Below are 14,512 nucleotides of genomic sequence, written 5' to 3' on the forward strand. Positions count from 1 at the left end.
AACCAAATCACTTGGCTTGCAGAATAGGCCAGTCGGATTGACAAATCAAACTAGACGGTACAGTCTATTTAGTGAGATCAGTTCCGGAGAGGATCATGGCCAAACCACAAGCAAGAAATCGCATCGCCACCTGCCGCTGCGGGCTGGTGGCCTTTGAAGCCGCAGGCGAGCCGATCGTCGGCGCCGCCTGCTACTGCACCAGCTGCCGCACCGCCGGCGAGCGCTTCGAGGCCTTGCCGGAGGCGTCGCCGGTCATGGAAGCAGACGGCTCGACCCGGTTTGCGCTCTACCGCAAGGACCGGATCCGCTGCGTCAGGGGCAGTGACCTTCTGCGCGAGCATCGGCTGACGCCGGAGGCGCCGACGCGCCGGGTCATCGCCAGCTGCTGCAACGCCGCCATGTTCCTGGAATTCAAGGGCGGGCATTGGCTGAGCGTCTACAATCAGCGTTTTGCCCCGGACGAACAGCCGCCGCTCGAAATGCGCACGATGACGAAGGACCGCAAGGCCGGCGTCGAGTTTGCCGACACGCTGCCGAGCTACAGGACGCATTCGGGCCGCTTCATGTGGCGGCTTCTGACCGCCTGGGCGGCGATGGGATTCAAGGCGCCGAAGATCGACTATGTGAAAGGCGAGGCCAATGGCATCCCCGGCTGAGAAGATCGAGATCGAAAACATCGTCTCGCCCGGCCACAAGTACCGCGTCGACCGGGTGAAATACGAGGCGATGCGTGAAGCCCTGCTCGCGGTGCTGCCGCCGTCGACGCCGGGCCTGACCGTGGCGGACGCGAAGGAGCAGCTGCTGCCGTCGCTGCCGCAGGACCTTTTCCCCGAGGGCGCGAAGGCAGGTTGGTGGCTAAAGGCGGTTCAGCTCGATCTCGAAGCCAAGGGCACGATCGAGCGCGAAGCGAGCAAGCCGCTTCGCCTGCACAGGAAGGTATGACGCAGGCCGCTGGCCGCCGGGCATATTCCCCGGCCGCCACTCGCTATTCATGAGGCCTGCTAGTCCTCGGGCTCGGTGGTGAAAAGCAGCGGGAAACCCGCTTCCTTGGCAAGATCGGTTGCTTCCTTGGCCTTGGTTTCGGCGATGTCGCGGGCGCAGACGACCACCACGCAGCTCCCCATCTTGTGGGCCGTCATCATCACGCGGTAGCCCGCCTCCTCGCTCATATGGAACACGGCCTTGAGCACGCCGACGACGAACTCGCGCGGCGTGTAATCGTCATTGAGCAGCATGACCTTGTAAAGCTTCGGCCGATCGAGCTTGGGCTTCACCTTGACTTTGACTTTTCTGGCAACCTCGTTGTCGCTCATCGGAACCACCCCGTTGATGACAGATTGGCCGGAACCGCCGCCGCACGCCTTCCGGGCAAAGCCGTCTCGGCGCACCGCCAGACGCACCGGCGCCGTAGGGGCACTATCCTACGGGCGCAGGTGCCGATCAAGCAAAAGCAGGCGCACTGGCGCAGGCGGCGATCAGCGCTTCCCCCAATGGCCGACGAACATCGCCGCCGCCTCGTCATAGGAGCGGGCTTTTGCCAGCGCCGCCTTCGCCTCCTGCTTGCGCGCCAGCAGCGCATGGAAGAAGCAATGTACGAAGAGCGGTGCATCCGCCCCTTCCGGCGAACCGTCGGGAGCAACGTAAAGGGCGGCCCCTCCCTTCTCCACGAAGGCGTCGCCATAGCTCGTGCCGCCGGTTTCGCAGCAGGTGCTGAGCACGATCTTGCCGTCGAGCCTGGCGTGTTCGGCGATAACCGCGGGCGGCAGGCTGCCCCTCACCAGCATCGAGGTGTCGATCTCCTCGATATAGTCGCCGAAGACGAAACCGTTCTCGTCGCCGTGGCCTGAAATGATCAGATGCCGGTGCACGAGCTCGCCACCGGCAATGAGCGTCAGAAAATCCCCTGGTGTTCCCGGCAAATGCAGGGTGACGACGGCCCCCATGCTTTCGAGCGTGGCGCGGATCAACAGCGCCTCGAGCGTATCGCCGATATCGACGACCGCCACCGGCACGCGCGGAAACAGGAACTTCTGGTCGATCAAAGCGGGGGCTCCTTAAAATTCCTTGGCCGCCGAACACGTTCGGCGGAAATCTGAGCGCATATGCGGCCCGCAGACCCCGCGTTCAACGGTCAAGGCCCCTTATTTACCGTGAACGGGGCATGCGCCCTTGACCGGGAAGCGCCCTTCCCGCATAGCCACGCCAACGGAATTTTAAGATACGGACGAGACCCCATGGGCTTCAAATGCGGTATTGTCGGACTGCCGAACGTCGGCAAGTCCACGCTCTTCAACGCGCTCACCAAGACGGCAGCGGCGCAAGCGGCCAACTATCCCTTCTGCACCATCGAGCCGAACACCGGCGAAGTGGCGGTGCCGGACCCGCGCATGCGCAAGCTTGCCGACATCGCCAAGTCGAAGGAAATCATCCCGACGCGCATCTCCTTCGTCGATATCGCCGGCCTCGTGCGCGGCGCGTCGAAGGGCGAAGGCCTCGGCAACCAGTTCCTCGCCAACATCCGCGAAGTGGACGCCGTCGTCCACGTGCTGCGCTGCTTCGAGGATGACGACATCACCCACGTCGAAGGCCGCATCAACCCGGTTGCCGACGCCGAGACGATCGAGACCGAGCTGATGCTCGCCGACCTCGAAAGCCTGGAGCGCCGCACCGAGCAGACCCGCAAGCGCGCCGTCGGCAAGGACAAGGATTCCATGGCTCAGCTTCCGATCATGGAAGCCTCGCTGAAGCTGCTCCAGGACGGCAAGCCGGTCCGCACGCTGCTATCGACGCTCGATGCCGAAGAACTGCGCATCCTGCAGGGCCTCAATCTCCTGACGGCGCATCCGGTTCTCTACGTCTGCAACGTCGCCGAAAGTGATGCCGTCGACGGCAACGAGCACACCCGCGCGGTCGCCGAAATGGCCAAGGCGCAAGGGGCCGAGAGCGTCGTGATCTCCGCTGCTATCGAGTCGGAAGTGGCGCAGCTGCCGGAAGACGAATCCAAGGAGTTCCTGAGCGCGCTCGGCCTCGAAGAAGCCGGTCTCGACCGCCTGATCCGCGCCGGCTACAAGCTGCTCGACCTCATCACCTATTTCACAGTCGGCCCGAAGGAAACCCGCGCCTGGACGATCCAGCGCGGCACCAAGGCGCCGCAGGCGGCCGGCGTCATCCACACCGACTTCGAACGCGGCTTCATCCGCGCCAACACCATCGCCTATGAAGATTACATCGCGCTTGGTGGCGAAGTGGGCGCCAAGGAAGCCGGCAAGGCCCGCGACGAAGGCAAGGAATACGTCGTCCAGGACGGCGACGTCATCCACTTCCGCTTCAACACGTAAGGCCTTTCGCGCCGATCCCGCGTTTAAGATGCGGGATCGGAACGCATCAGAGCTTGAGATTACGGCGCGGCATGCAACCGCGCCGTAATTGTTTGCGGCAACAGGCCCATGACGATGCGGCGCAGCTTCTGCCAGAAAATACCGATGACGAGTACGGTCGCGCCGACGGCGGCGAAGGCGACGAAGACGTAGCTGTCGAGCGAGGCGCCGGTCTGGCTCAGCATCGTCCAGATCGCCCCGCCAAGCGACAGCAGCCCGGACGTCACGAAAGCGCGGCGGTCAATGATGAGGCCGACCAGCATGAACAGCGCGACGATCACGATGGCGGAAGCGGCCTGGCTGAAGCTCGCCTGTCCGTCCCACCATGTCGCGCCGCCATTCGTCAGAAACACCAGCCCCATCAGCGAATAGAGCAAGGCCGGAGCCGCGGCCAGATGGAGCCAGAAGGCGGTGTCCGAGCGCGTGGTGAGCCGCAGCGGGTCCGAGACGTCGTAGCGCATGGCAATGGCGAATACCGCCAGGGCGCCGACGAGCAAGGTGAGCGGAAGGACCATGAAACGATCGCCGCTGGCAAGGTCGATGCCGAGGCCCTTGTCGAGACCCAACAGCACCGCGACCACGCCGACCAGCGCGATCGACACAACAAAACCGGCAAGCGCCAGCGGGACGCGATAGCGCAGATAGAACAGTCCGAGCGGGATTGGAAAAGCGGAAACATAGCCGAGCATGAAGCCGAGGGGACGCAAGGTCTCCGCATGATCGTCCACGAACCACATCGACGTCATCGCGACCCAATGGACGAGCGCGAGCGTCAGCGCCACCGATGGCAGCGCCAGGCGCTGGCGCCGCACGAGAATTTCCGCAAGCACGAGAATGACCGGCAGCGTCACGACGGGACCACCGAGCCCCCAAAGACCGACGAGCACGACGACGACGCCGATCGTGATCAGGATATCGTGAAAGCCCCTCAGGAAGCGTGGCTGCTCGCTGTCTTCGGTCGCCTGCGCGTCAACGGCTGCGTCGGCCCTGTCCACGGCGGCATCCGGCGCCACCGGGCCAAAGCGGAAGCCACGTTCGGCAAGATAGACTTCGAGATCCCGCACCTGATGGGCGGAGATGATCCCTTTTTCGGCAGCGCCTGCGAGCGCCCTGTTCAGTTCGGTCACGAATGGTCCTCGATCAAGCGTTGGCGGCATGGCGCAGCTCGGCAGGAGGTTGCATGAACGGCCGGCATGCGCAACCTGGAAAGCGAACTCTCCCGCTCTTTGCAGGACGTCCGCTCAAATCGATTCCGCTTCGCGACATTATGCAGTAGGTAACCGGCAGCAAATCAGACGGGACAGGACAAGCATGCTGTATTTCGAGGATTTTTCGCCAGGACGGCGCTTCGACTATGCGCCTGTCGAGATGAAGCCGGCAGACATGATCGCCTTTGCCAGCGAATTCGACCAGCAGCCCATGCATCTCGACGAGGAAGCGGGAAAACGCAGCATTCTCGGCGGCCTTGCAGCCTCCGGCTGGCACACGAGCGCCATCGGTATGCGCATGATGCTCGATGCCTTCATGGGCAATTCGACGTCTCAAGGGTCGCCCGGCATCGACTTTATGGACTGGCGGAAGCCCGTCATATCAGGCGATGTGCTCTCCGGCTTCAGCCTCGTGGTCGAGGCGCGCCGCTCGAACTCGAAACCTGATCTGGGCATCGTCAAATTTCGCAACGAAATCAACAACCAGGCCGGCGAACCCGTGGCGGTTTCCGAATGCTCGGTTCTCTTTCGCTGCCGCGACAAGGGCAAAGCCTAATGATGACGATGGAAGAATTCTACGCGGCCAAGAGCCGGACCGTGATCGGCAGCCTGACCTTTACGGCCGAGGACATCATCCGCTTTGCCACCGACTTCGACCCGCAACCCTTTCATCTCGACGCGGAAGCGGCGCGGCACTCGCTGTTTGGCGGCCTTTGCGCCTCGGGCTGGCACACCTGCGCCGGGTGGATGCAGTGCTTCGTCAAGTTCTGGAGGAACGAGCAGCGGCGGCTTGCGGCCGAAGGCCTGAAGGCACCGAACCTCGGCCCCTCGCCCGGCTTTCGCGACCTCAAATGGCTGAAGCCCGTCTATGCCGACGACACGGTCACCTATTTCGTCACGTTTCTTGAAAGCCGCACGCTCGCCTCCAAGTCCGGCTGGCGGGTCAACACGATCCTGTGCGAGGGCGAGAACCAGCACGGCGAAGCGGTCATCCGTTTCGAGAGCAAGGTCATCGAGTTCGTCTGACAGGACAAAACCGGCCAGGACCACCATAATTTCTTAAAATCGCCTTCCGCCGGATGTAAAATATGGGGCGGTAGGTTGCGCGCTCCCGGCCGCGCCGAAGCGGCTTCCAGGCTCGCGACCATTGGTAGCGGAGGAGCGGCTATGGAAAAAACCCACGCCCGCGAACTGGCGGACGAATATCTGCGTCTTGGCGGTCACCGTCGCGTCGTCATCGACGATAACGAAACATCGGTCAGAAGCTGGGAGGAAGAGCCGCCGGAAGCCGAGAGCTTTTGGCGCAACGAAGTGGAGACATTGTCGCCGGCAGCCCAGCGCGAAGTGCAGCTGATGTTGCGGACGATCAACCGCATGTAGGCCGAAGGAAGGGCGCGGTCGCCCGCACCCATCCCGTCGCGATCGCTCAGTGGCCTTCGAACTCGATCAGCGTGCGGACATTGACGCCAAGCGCTTCTAGCTTCTTGCGCCCGCCGAGTTCGGGAAGGTCGATGACGAAGCAGGCGGCAACGATCTCCGCGCCCATCTGCTTCAGAAGCTTGGTGGCCGCTTCCGCCGTGCCGCCGGTCGCGATCAGATCGTCGACCAGGATCACCTTTTCGCCCGGCTGGATCGCATCCTTGTGCATTTCCATCTCGTCGACGCCGTATTCCAGGCTGTAGGCGATGCGCACGGTGTCGTGCGGCAGCTTGCCCTTCTTGCGGATCGGCACGAAGCCTGAGGACAGCTGGTGCGCGATTGCGCCACCGAGGATGAAGCCACGCGCCTCGATGCCGGCGATCTTGTCGATCTTGGTGCCGGCATAGGGATGCACGAGTTCGTCGATCGCGCGGCGGAATGCACGCGGATTGCCGAGCAGCGTGGTGATATCGCGAAACATCACGCCCGGCTTCGGATAATCAGGAATGTTCCGGATGGCGGAGATCAGTTCCGATTGAACGGTGGTCATGGGCAAAAGGGCCTTTGCGTCTCTTGTTACCGCAAACCCATATCACCATCGGCGCGCTTGTCGATAACGCTTTCTTCTCGCTGCGGGCGCTGGAACAAATTCGCCGCACGCAGGGTTCATGCTATTCTAACCGTGCGGTCGCCCGACCAGCGCGCCGCGCGCTCGCATCAAACTTACACAGGGAAGGAAGCAACCATGCGCCTGTTTGAATGCGGTTCCCTCGTCCCGGGTTGCGAATGGCACACCCGCGCCGACAACGATGCCGAAATCGTCCGCCGGGTCGTCGAACACATGCGCGAAACGCACGGCGAAACCGTCATCCGCGAAAACATGATCGACAACATCAAGGCCCGGATCGTGGACGAATCCAAGGCGGCTTGACCGTCCTCGAGACGGCACAGCCGTCCGATCAATCCGGCTGCACCATCGCTTCGAGCCGGGCGACGAGGTTTGCCCGGTCGAGGGTGAAGTTGCGCTCGACCCAGAGGTTTTCCAGTTCGCCGAGGATCTCGCCCACCCGCGGGCCGGCCGGCACGCCCGCCTTCAGCACGTCACCGCCATTCAAGGGGAAGCTCGGCCGCTTGAAGGCCTCGGCCCGCGCCAGCAGGCGGCGCAGCGAGGCGGTCTCGGACAAAAGCGCCGGGTCGCCTTCCGATTTTCGGCGCGCCGTCGCCAGCGCCAGCCGCAAGCCGACGACAATGCCTTCCACGCCATGACGATAGAGCAGACGGTCGAACGCGGTATCGACGGTCGTCGCTGCGACCGCCGGCGCCTTGACCCAGCGGCTGAAATAGGCGGCTTCGGCCTTCGACAGACGCAGGCGCTCCGCCATCGCCTCGAGCCGCTCCCCGTCCGGCGGCACGATCGCAGAGAGCCGCAGAAGCGGATCGGGTTTCCAGCCAAAGGCCCGCTCTGCCGCGACGATATCCGGGATCGCGTCGATGCCCCATTTTTCCGTTTCCGGCAGGATTTCGGTGAGCACGCCGGCCTGGCGCATCCAGAGCAGCGCGCGGCCCGGATCCTCCGCCGAAAGCAGCTTCTTTGTTTCCGCCCAGACCCGCTCGGCCGAAAGGGTTGCAAGCTTCGAGCGCGCACGGGCGCAGGCGCGCAGGCCATCTGCATCCGGCCGACCGCGGCCGTAATGGGCGAAGAAGCGGAAGAAGCGCAGGATGCGCAGATAGTCCTCGGCGACCCGTTCGGAGGCATCGCCGATGAAGCGCAGCGTGCGGGTCTCGATATCGGCGAGACCGCCGACATCGTCGAAGACCTCGCCGCGATCGTTGGCATAGAGCGCGTTGATGGTGAAATCCCGTCGCTCAGCGTCGGCCTTCCAGTCGCTGCCGAAGGCGACCTCCGCGCGGCGGCCGTCGGTTGCAACGTCGCGGCGTAGTGTCGTCACCTCATAGGGCGTGCCGTCGATGACGAGCGTCACCGTGCCGTGGTCGATGCCCGTCGGCACCACCTTGATGCCGGCGGCCCTTGCTCGCTCGGAAACGTCCTCCGGGCGCCAGGTCGTCGCCATGTCGATATCGCCGGCCGGCAGCCCCATTAGGCTGTTGCGCACCGCACCGCCGACGACCCGGACTTCGCCGCCATCGACATTGAGCACATCGAAGACGCGACGCAGGGAGGGCGTCGAGAACCAGCCTTCGCCAGCAACCGAGGTCATGCATAAAGCCTTTCATAGAGCATGCGCAGAATTCCGGCGGTGATACCCCAGATGTTGCGGCCACCATAGGGCATCCGGTAGAAATGCCGTTCCTCCCCCTGCCAGTGGCCGCTGCCGCGATCGTGATTGCCGGGGTTCATCAGGAAGGACAGCGGCACCTCGAAGACGCTTTCGACCTCTTCCGGGTTGGGCACGAGTTCGAAACCGGGCTTGACCACCGCCAGCACCGGGGTAATGCGAAAACCGGACATGGCCATGTAGTGCGGAAGCCGGCCGATGGTTTCGACAAAGCGCGGATCGAGCCCGATCTCCTCCTGCGCCTCGCGCAGCGCCGCCACCTCGACCGACCGATCCTCGGGATCGACCGCGCCGCCCGGGAAGGCGACCTGGCCGGAATGCTTGCGCAGGCTGGTCGTGCGTTGCGTCAGGATAACGGTCGCGTCGTCGCCGTCATCGACCACAGGGACGAGAACCGCCGCGTCCTTGAGCTTCAGCGTCTCCAGATAGGGCACGATGCCCGGATTGAGCAGGAAGTCGCCGTGCTCTCGCCAGGAGGTCTCGATCGGCCCGCCCATCTGGGTCAGCGCCCGGCGGCGAAACTCATCGGCGGAAAAGGGATGCGAATTCATAGGGAAAGCGCTTCCAGTTCGGCGGCCGGCATGATCGGGAAGACGGCGCCGCCCGAGCGCACGCAGAACATCTCCGTACCGTCGATCGCGACCGTCTCGCCGAGTTCGACGATGTCGTACATCACCGGCCGCGACACCAGGGCCTCCAGCCGTCCGCGCACATGCAGATACGGCTTCAGCTCGCGGTTCTCGCCGTGGATGACGAAGCGCAGAGCATGGTCCGGCCCGGCTTCGACCACGTCGCCGACATTGGTGCGGAAGGTCAGGACCTGGCCCTCCTCCCCCTCGGTCACGCTCATCTCGACGGCGACGAAAGGTGCGTCGACGATGCGGATGCCGACCTTTTCCACAGGCGTGACGAGATAGGTATGCCCGTCCTCATCCTTGCGCAGGACGGTGGAAAACAGCCGCACCAAAGGCTGCCGGCCGATCGGCGTGCCCAGGTAGAACCAGGTGCCGTCGGCGCGGATCTCCATGTCGATGTCGCCGCAGAACGGCGGATTCCAGCGGTCCACCGGCGGCAGGCCGCGCGCTTTTTCGCCGGTCTGCCCGGCGGCGCGTGCAATCAGGGCCGCCAGTCCGGCCGCATCGCCGGTTCGCTGAATTTCGGCTTCTGCCATTGTTCCGTCCCGTTTGACCTCGATTTTGCATCGAGACCTTTGATATCTCACGAGATAGTGCGTCGGCGCCGACTTGTCAGCCGTCCGGCAGGGTCTAAATTGGATTTTGGCGACTGAAATCCCGGCCACCGCATGATTCCTTAAATCGGGATCGATCTGAGGACAGAAATCAGGCGGCGGTTCAAAATGTTACAGCGAGCCTGGCGCGCCCTATAAGGACGCGCGGCGCTGTAGGGGCGATTCGGTTTAACAACGGGCGACCGGGGAGTATGACCATGAGTGTGATGAAGGGCGCGGCGGACGCGGTCGACGAGAAGGCGATTGTCGCTGCGGCCGAAAGTGCGCTGGGCGAAATCGCCCAGGTGCGTGCGGAAGTCGGCAAGGTCATCTTCGGCCAGGAAAGCGTGGTCGAGCAGACCCTGCTTGCGGTCCTGTCCGGCGGTCACGCGCTGCTCGTCGGCGTTCCGGGCCTTGCCAAGACGAAGCTCGTCGCCACGCTCGGCACCGTGCTCGGGCTTGATTCCAGCCGCGTGCAGTTCACGCCCGACCTGATGCCGTCGGACATTCTCGGTTCCGAAGTGATGGACCAGGATGCAAGCGGCCGTCGCTCGTTCCGCTTCGTGCCCGGCCCGATCTTCACGCAATTGCTGATGGCCGACGAAATCAACCGCGCATCGCCGCGCACCCAATCGGCGCTGCTGCAGGCGATGCAGGAGTACCACATCACCGTTGCCGGCGCGCGCAAGGACCTGCCGGCCCCCTTCCACGTGCTCGCGACCCAGAACCCGCTTGAGCAGGAAGGCACCTATCCCCTGCCCGAGGCACAGCTCGACCGCTTCCTGATGCAGGTCGATGTCGGCTATCCGGACATTGCCGCAGAACGGCAGATCCTGCTCGAAACGACGGGCGTCGGCGAAGCGACCGCCCATCCGGTGATCGATGCCGCGCGGCTGCAGCAGATCCAGAGCCTCATCCGCCAGATGCCGGTCGGCGAAAAGGTGGTCGATGCGATCCTGTCGCTGGTGCGCTCCGCCCGCCCTGGCAACGGCAATGCCGCCACCGACAAGAACGTCGCCTGGGGCCCGGGCCCCCGCGCCGGACAGGCGCTGATGCTCTGCGCCCGCGCCCGCGCGCTCTACGATGGCCGCCTGGCGCCGTCGATCGACGACATCCTGGCGCTTGCCGAACCCGTGCTGCAGCACCGCATGGCGCTGACCTTCGCCGCCCGTGCCGAAGGCATGACCGTGCGCGACGTCATCGCCGACCTGGTGAAGCAGGCCAGAGGCTGACGCATGGCCACCGTCGGGCACATAGTCTCGCGTACTCCCGCCAGTGAAGTGCTTTCACGCGCGCAGCAGCGCGCCATGCTCGTTCCCGATTGCCTGGTCGAGGCGCGACGGATCGCCAACACGGTGATCTCCGGCTGGCACGGCCGGCGCAAGCGCGGCATCGGCGAGAATTTCTGGCAGTTCCGGCCCTATTCGGACGGCGAGAGCATGTCGCGCATCGACTGGCGACGTTCTGCCCGCGACGACCATACCTATGTCCGCGACCGCGAATGGGAGGCCGCGCACACCATCTGGCTCTGGGCCGATCTTTCGCCGTCGATGATGTACAAATCGACGCTCGGCACGGTCTCCAAGGAGAGCCGCGCGCTCGTGCTGATGCTGGCGCTCGCCGAAATTCTTGCGCGCTCCGGCGAGCGCATCGGTTGCCCCGGCATCATGGAACCGATCTCGGCCCGCAACGCCGCCGAACGGCTGGCGACCGCGATCATGCTGAGCCCGCTCGCCGAGGGCCTTCCCGAGACCGGAATGATCCGCAGCGCCAGCGATCTGGTGCTGATCGGCGATTTCCTCGATCCGGCGGAAAAAATCATGGAGCGCCTCGGCCCGCTGGCGCGCCGCGGCTTGCGCGGCCATGTGGTCGAGATCGCCGACCCCGCCGAGGAAGTATTTCCCTATTCCGGCCGGACCGAATTCACCGACCCGGAGACCGGCGAGAAGCTGACCGCCGGCCGCGCCGAAACGCTGCGTGAAGACTACCAGCGCGCCTATGTCGGCCGCCGCGACACGCTCGGCGTGACGCTCCGTCATCTCGGCTGGACTTTCACCCCGCACAGGACCGACCGGCCCGCCTCCGAGGCGCTCGTCGCCGTGCATACCTATCTTTCGGGCATGCCGGGACGGGCAACCCACGGGGGCCAGCTATGAGCGGCCTTGCCTTCCTCTTCACCAATCCGGCCATCCTGGCCGCCCTGGTCGTCCTTCCGGTCATCTGGTGGCTGTTGCGCATGACGCCGCCGAGGCCGGCGGCCGAAGTCTTCCCGCCGCTGCGCATCCTTGCGTCGGTGATGAAACGCGAGGAGACCCCGGCGCAAAGCCCGTGGTGGCTGACGCTCTTGCGCATGCTGATGGCCGCCGCGCTGATCCTCGCCATCGCCGATCCCGTGATCAACCCACGGCAGAATACGCTGTCATCAGCCGGTCCACTCGCGCTCGTCATCGACAACAGCTGGGCGACCGTCAGCGACTGGAACCAGCGGGTCGAAGCCGCCAATGCCCTGATCGACGATGCGGAAGCCAAGGAGCTTCCGGTCTCGATCGTCTTTACCACCGACCGACAGCACGACGCGACGCCCGCTTCCGCCGCCACGGCGCGCGACCGTCTGGCCGCCGCCCAGCCGCAACCGCTGCCGGCGGAACGCGGGCTGGCGCTCGCGGCCATGAAGGCCGCCCTCGCCGGTTCTCCGCCCGGCACCCTTGCCTTCTTGAGCGACGGCATCGAAGCTTCGGATGGCGGGACCATGCAGAAGATCGCGGAACTTGGTGCTGCGAATGTCCGCCGCGTCGAAGGCAATGCGGAAAGCGCCATCGCGCTGACCGCCGCGACCAACGAAAACGACGGAATGCGGGTCACCGCCTCGCGCCTGCCGCTCGGCGAGCCGCGCGCCTATTACGTGCTCGCCCGTGACATTCGCGGCACGGCGATCGCCGAGGGCGAGCTTCGCTTCGCGACGGGTGCGACCAGCGCCGATGCACTGCTGAAGGCGCCGTTCGAGCTGCGCAACGACTTCGCGCGCCTGACGATCGAAGGGCAGGCGACGGCCGGCGGCGTTCACCTGCTGGACGACGGCAACCGCCGACGCCGGGTGGCCCTGCTCAGCGGTGAGGTTCACCAGTCGCAGCCGCTGCTTTCGCCGCTCTACTACATCAAGCGTGCGCTGGAACCGCATGCCGACCTGATCGAGCCCCGCGAAGAGGCGATCGGCAAGGCAATCGCCGAGCTTCTGGCGCAAAACCCGTCGATCCTCGTCATGGCCGACGTCGGCCGTCTGCCGGACGAAAGCTACCCGCTGGTCACGCGCTGGCTGGAAAATGGCGGCATGCTGGTGCGCTTCGCCGGCCCGAGGCTCGCCGGCGCGCCCGCCGACGATCCGCTCGTACCGGTCGTGCTCCGGCAGGGCGAACGCACGCTCGATGGCGCGCTCTCCTGGTCGGAACCGCAGCCACTTGCCGACTACCCGTCCTTGAGCCCCTTTGCCGGCCTGGAACGCCCGCGCGACGTGCTGGTGAAGCGCCAGGTTCTGGCGCAGCCGACGCCCGATCTCACGGAGCGGACCTGGGCCAACCTCGCCGACGGCACACCGCTGGTCACGACCGCCGAGCGCGGACGCGGACGCATCGTGCTCTTCCATGTGAGCGCCGATCCGAACTGGTCCAACCTGCCGATCTCGGGCTCTTTCGTCGACATGCTGCGCCGCTCAATACAGCTTTCGCGTGCCGGCGGCGTTGCCGGCGATCAGCCGAGCAAGGCGCAGACGCTGCCCCCCTATCGCCTGGTGAGTGCCCGCGGCGAACTGACCGGTGATACCGGCAGCGCCCGGCCGCTCGAAATAGCGCCCGGGGTAGCCCCGAAGGTTTCCGCCGACACGCCGCCCGGCCTCTATGGTTCGGAAGAAGGTTTCGTCGCCAACAATCTTCTGCCCGACGGCGGTACACTCACCCCGATAGCAGGCAATCTCGTTGGGGCGCGGGCCGAAGGACTGGAGGGCGCCCGGCCCTTCTCGATCCGGCCCTATCTCTTCGGGCTGGCACTGGCGCTCTTCGTGCTCGACACGCTGATCGTGCTCTACATGGCCGGTGGTCTTGCCGGGTTGCGTCGCCGTACGAGCCGCGGCGCTGCAGCCGCAGCCCTGGTTGCGACCGTCGGTCTTGCGACGCTCGGCCTTGTGGCCGCACTCGCCCCAGTGACCGCCTATGCGCAGGACAGCCAGCCGAGCGACGAGCAGACGCTGCAGCGGCTGGACACCACTCATCTCGCCTATGTCATGACCGGCGAAGCGGAGGTCGACCGGCTTTCCGAGCAGGGCCTCATCGGCCTCAGCAACTACCTGACCTACCGGACGGCGCTGGAACCGGGCGCCCCCGTCGGCGTCGACCTCGAACAGGACGAGCTGGCCTTCTATCCGATCATCTACTGGCCGGTTTCGGCCACCGCCCCAATGCCGAGCAGCCGGGTCATGAGCCGGATCGACGCCTATATGCGCAACGGCGGCACCGTGCTCTTCGACACGCGCGACCAGTTCTCTTCGCTGACGCCGTCAGCCGCCGGCGATAGCCCCAACGTGCAGCGCCTGCAGGCAATGCTGAGCGGGCTCGATATTCCGCCCTTGGAGCCGGTGCCCTCCGACCACGTGCTGACCAAAGCCTTCTACCTGCTTTCGAACTTCCCCGGACGCTACGCGGAGAGCCAGCTCTGGGTGGAGGCAGCCCCCAATGGCGATGAGGACCGGGGCAACCGCCCGGTGCGTGGCGGTGACGGCGTCACCCCGATCATGATCACCGGCAACGACTTTGCCGGAGCCTGGGCCGTGGACGTCAACGGTGCGCCGCTGTTGCCGACGGTGCCGCCGGACGAGATGCAACGCGAATATGCCTACCGGTCCGGCGTCAACATCATGATGTATATGCTGACGGGCAACTACAAGGCCGACCAGGTTCACGTGCCGGACCTCCTGCAAAGGCTTGGACAGTGAGG

17 protein-coding genes are annotated in these 14,512 nt (G+C 65.0%); 10 read left to right on the forward strand and 7 right to left on the reverse strand.

Going from position 1 to position 14,512, the window contains the following annotated elements:
* The first annotated feature begins 95 nt into the window (after positions 1-95).
* A complete protein-coding gene (locus tag C1A35_RS28120) occupies positions 96-656 on the forward strand; it encodes a GFA family protein (RefSeq protein ID WP_104667530.1) in 561 nt (186 codons plus the stop codon).
* Positions 640-942 carry a DUF6958 family protein gene (locus C1A35_RS28125; RefSeq protein ID WP_104667531.1) on the forward strand — a complete coding sequence of 101 codons (303 nt, stop codon included), beginning with the start codon at positions 640-642 and terminating at the stop codon, positions 940-942. Before C1A35_RS28120 ends, C1A35_RS28125 begins: the two co-directional genes overlap by 17 nt.
* Positions 943-1,001: 59 nt before the next feature.
* Here the strand turns inward: C1A35_RS28125 and clpS are convergent, their stop codons facing one another.
* Both clpS and C1A35_RS28135 read right to left on the reverse strand, forming a co-directional pair.
* Entirely contained in the window at positions 1,002-1,313 is a 312-nt protein-coding gene (gene clpS, locus C1A35_RS28130) for an ATP-dependent Clp protease adapter ClpS (protein ID WP_104667637.1), read from the reverse strand.
* A gap of 162 nt (positions 1,314-1,475) precedes the next feature.
* On the reverse strand, positions 1,476-2,042 hold the full coding sequence (locus C1A35_RS28135; protein ID WP_104667532.1) for a hypothetical protein: 567 nt from the start codon (positions 2,040-2,042) through the stop codon (positions 1,476-1,478).
* 192 nt (positions 2,043-2,234) lie between these two features.
* Here C1A35_RS28135 and ychF point away from each other — a divergent pair, with 192 nt between their 5' ends.
* The gene (gene ychF, locus C1A35_RS28140; RefSeq protein ID WP_104667533.1) at positions 2,235-3,338 is read left to right on the forward strand and encodes a redox-regulated ATPase YchF; all 1,104 of its coding nucleotides are present in this window, start codon (positions 2,235-2,237) and stop codon (positions 3,336-3,338) included.
* 59 nt (positions 3,339-3,397) lie between these two features.
* On the opposite strand, the gene C1A35_RS28145 is transcribed toward ychF, so the two are convergent.
* Entirely contained in the window at positions 3,398-4,504 is a 1,107-nt protein-coding gene (locus C1A35_RS28145) for a hypothetical protein (protein ID WP_199773052.1), read from the reverse strand.
* Positions 4,505-4,688: 184 nt separating this feature from the next.
* Between C1A35_RS28145 and C1A35_RS28150 the strand changes: the two genes are divergently transcribed.
* The 3 genes from C1A35_RS28150 to C1A35_RS28160 all read left to right on the forward strand — a co-directional run bounded on the left by C1A35_RS28150 (position 4,689) and on the right by C1A35_RS28160 (position 5,965).
* The gene (locus C1A35_RS28150) at positions 4,689-5,141 is read left to right on the forward strand and encodes a MaoC family dehydratase (protein WP_104667534.1); all 453 of its coding nucleotides are present in this window, start codon (positions 4,689-4,691) and stop codon (positions 5,139-5,141) included.
* Positions 5,141-5,611, forward strand: coding sequence for a MaoC family dehydratase (locus C1A35_RS28155; RefSeq protein ID WP_104667535.1), 471 nt, complete (start codon positions 5,141-5,143; stop codon positions 5,609-5,611). Before C1A35_RS28150 ends, C1A35_RS28155 begins: the two co-directional genes overlap by 1 nt.
* 141 nt (positions 5,612-5,752) lie before the next feature.
* Positions 5,753-5,965, forward strand: a complete 213-nt coding sequence (locus C1A35_RS28160) for a hypothetical protein (RefSeq protein ID WP_104667536.1) — start codon at positions 5,753-5,755, stop codon at positions 5,963-5,965.
* A gap of 46 nt (positions 5,966-6,011) precedes the next feature.
* On the opposite strand, the gene C1A35_RS28165 is transcribed toward C1A35_RS28160, so the two are convergent.
* A complete protein-coding gene (locus tag C1A35_RS28165; RefSeq protein WP_104667537.1) occupies positions 6,012-6,554 on the reverse strand; it encodes an adenine phosphoribosyltransferase in 543 nt (180 codons plus the stop codon).
* 195 nt (positions 6,555-6,749) lie between these two features.
* Here C1A35_RS28165 and C1A35_RS28170 point away from each other — a divergent pair, with 195 nt between their 5' ends.
* The gene (locus C1A35_RS28170; protein WP_104667538.1) at positions 6,750-6,935 is read left to right on the forward strand and encodes a DUF1059 domain-containing protein; all 186 of its coding nucleotides are present in this window, start codon (positions 6,750-6,752) and stop codon (positions 6,933-6,935) included.
* A 28-nt stretch (positions 6,936-6,963) separates the two neighbouring features.
* Here C1A35_RS28170 and C1A35_RS28175 read toward each other — a convergent pair whose 3' ends face one another.
* The 3 genes from C1A35_RS28175 to C1A35_RS28185 are packed head-to-tail and all read right to left on the reverse strand — an operon-like array spanning position 6,964 to position 9,472.
* A complete protein-coding gene (locus C1A35_RS28175) occupies positions 6,964-8,223 on the reverse strand; it encodes a CCA tRNA nucleotidyltransferase (protein ID WP_104667539.1) in 1,260 nt (419 codons plus the stop codon).
* Positions 8,220-8,852 carry a CoA pyrophosphatase gene (locus tag C1A35_RS28180; protein ID WP_104667540.1) on the reverse strand — a complete coding sequence of 211 codons (633 nt, stop codon included), beginning with the start codon at positions 8,850-8,852 and terminating at the stop codon, positions 8,220-8,222. Before C1A35_RS28180 ends, C1A35_RS28175 begins: the two co-directional genes overlap by 4 nt.
* The gene (locus tag C1A35_RS28185; protein WP_104667541.1) at positions 8,849-9,472 is read right to left on the reverse strand and encodes a DUF1285 domain-containing protein; all 624 of its coding nucleotides are present in this window, start codon (positions 9,470-9,472) and stop codon (positions 8,849-8,851) included. Before C1A35_RS28185 ends, C1A35_RS28180 begins: the two co-directional genes overlap by 4 nt.
* A 275-nt stretch (positions 9,473-9,747) precedes the next feature.
* On the opposite strand from C1A35_RS28185, the gene C1A35_RS28190 reads away from it, so the two are divergent.
* The 3 genes from C1A35_RS28190 to C1A35_RS28200 are packed head-to-tail and all read left to right on the forward strand — an operon-like array spanning position 9,748 to position 14,510.
* The gene (locus C1A35_RS28190) at positions 9,748-10,761 is read left to right on the forward strand and encodes an AAA family ATPase (RefSeq protein WP_104667542.1); all 1,014 of its coding nucleotides are present in this window, start codon (positions 9,748-9,750) and stop codon (positions 10,759-10,761) included.
* Between the two features lie 3 nt (positions 10,762-10,764).
* Positions 10,765-11,685 carry a DUF58 domain-containing protein gene (locus tag C1A35_RS28195; protein ID WP_104667543.1) on the forward strand — a complete coding sequence of 307 codons (921 nt, stop codon included), beginning with the start codon at positions 10,765-10,767 and terminating at the stop codon, positions 11,683-11,685.
* Complete coding sequence (locus tag C1A35_RS28200; RefSeq protein ID WP_104667544.1) at positions 11,682-14,510, forward strand: DUF4159 domain-containing protein; 2,829 nt, start codon at positions 11,682-11,684, stop codon at positions 14,508-14,510. The genes C1A35_RS28195 and C1A35_RS28200 overlap by 4 nt, the downstream gene beginning before the upstream one ends.
* Positions 14,511-14,512: the final 2 nt, after the last annotated feature.

Origin of the sequence: Ensifer adhaerens (assembly GCF_002940685.1) — a bacterium.
In the GTDB taxonomy this organism is placed as follows: Bacteria; Pseudomonadota; Alphaproteobacteria; order Rhizobiales; family Rhizobiaceae; genus Ensifer; species Ensifer adhaerens_E.